Origin of the sequence: Kitasatospora sp. NPDC047058, assembly GCF_040643935.1 — a bacterium.
Taxonomy (GTDB): Bacteria; Actinomycetota; Actinomycetes; order Streptomycetales; family Streptomycetaceae; genus Kitasatospora.
The window spans coordinates 1-1,435 of sequence record NZ_JBEYVJ010000860.1 but is presented as its reverse complement, the minus strand read 5'-3'; the positions used below and the strand labels follow the sequence as shown (position 1 = coordinate 1,435).

Annotated in this window: 2 protein-coding genes; one reads left to right on the top strand and one right to left on the bottom strand. The window is 72.0% G+C overall.

Translation table 11 applies throughout. The features are described from left to right. Window positions 1–349 (bottom strand): hypothetical protein (locus ABZ885_RS41150; protein WP_360200329.1); only part of this gene is annotated, 349 nt, incomplete at its 3' end. 286 nt (window positions 350–635) lie between these two features. On the opposite strand from ABZ885_RS41150, the gene ABZ885_RS41145 reads away from it, so the two are divergent. Beyond that, complete coding sequence (locus tag ABZ885_RS41145; RefSeq protein ID WP_360200327.1) at window positions 636–1,145, top strand: hypothetical protein; 510 nt, start codon at window positions 636–638, stop codon at window positions 1,143–1,145. The last annotated feature ends 290 nt before the right edge of the window (window positions 1,146–1,435 follow it).

Below are 1,435 nucleotides of genomic sequence, written 5' to 3'. Positions count from 1 at the left end.
GCTGCCACAGCCAGCTCTCCAGCCACTGGCAGTGCTCGAAGGAGTCGACGAACAGGACGGTGCCGGGGGCGTCCAGGAAGGCGGCGGCGGACGAGGAGGCGGCCGCAGCCGGCTGGACGAGATCGGCGCGGGCGGGCTTCGGATCCGCGAGCACCGCGCCGAACCAGATCAGGCAGTAGATCCCGCCGATCACACTGGCGGCGATCTTCACCGGCCGCTGCCAGAGCGAGGTCCACACCAGCACCAGGCCGAGCGGCGGCAGGAAGAGCAGGGCGAGGACGATCGTCGCAGGTCGACGCCACCACGGGCGGGTCGGAGCGGCAGCCGGTGGCGGGTACGCGTAGGTCATGGGGCCCATCAGATCACCGGCTGCTCATCGCCCGCACAGAAATAGATCACATTTCAACCACACTCCGGACAAGGAAGAGTCAGCGCCCGCGATCGCTCGGATGTCCATTCGAAAGCAGGGTCTTGACGTCGCACCAGGCGTTCGGCCGCCGATGGCCCGTCCCGGTCCCCGTCGGCAGCCGTTCGGGGGACACCCGTCCCCTCCCGGTGCCACGGGCGCCCGCCGCGGGCATCCGTCACCCTCGTCGGCCCTCCGCACAGCGGGAGGGCGCTTCCGAGGAGACGCCATGGATGACGAGCAGCTGGTACCGGCCCAGGACGACGCGCTCATCTCACTGAGGGAGTACGCCACGCCCGGCAACGCCCCGGCCCTGCACCGCCTGATGGCCGAGATCGACGGATCCGGCCACCCCACGGCACTGCCGCTCTCTTTCTCCGGCGTGAAAGTGCTCGGCGACGTCGTCACCGGGGACGCCGCCTTCGACCTCCGCCTCGGGAACGAGACCAGCGGCTCGTTCCGGATCCTGTTCTTCGTCCCCGAGGACGACACCGGAACCCTCCTCCCGCCGCCCTACGGCGACCGGACCGACGGCACCGCCATCCTCTTCCCGGGGGCCGCCGGCATCCTCTCCCCAGGCGCGCCGTCGGCGGACCGCCGCCGCGGCTACGGCATCCAGCCGCCGCAGGTCCTCGCCTGCCCGGACGGCATCCTCGTCGCCGGCCGCTGCGACCTCTACGGCGACTACACGATGATGGGCAGCCTCGGCTTCCAGGTCACCCTCGGCCCCCGCCCGTAGCAGCCTCATCCGAGCCGTCGGCCACCACGATCCCGGCCCGCCGAGCGCATCGCTCGGCGGGCCGGTCGTTGCCGCCGTCCGTCCGTGCCTACTGGTGCCAGCCTCACCGGCTGCTTCCCGTCGTTCCCGGCCAGGCTTGTCGGTGGGGGCATCACGCCACCGCGCGCAGCGAGCGGAGGTCGTACGCCGTGCCCCACCCGTGCGTGGGGCACGGCGCCTCGCAGGATTCCAGGAACTCGAACCACACGACCTTGCCCGCCCCCGCCGGGTGCCGGCCCCAGGCGTGAGCC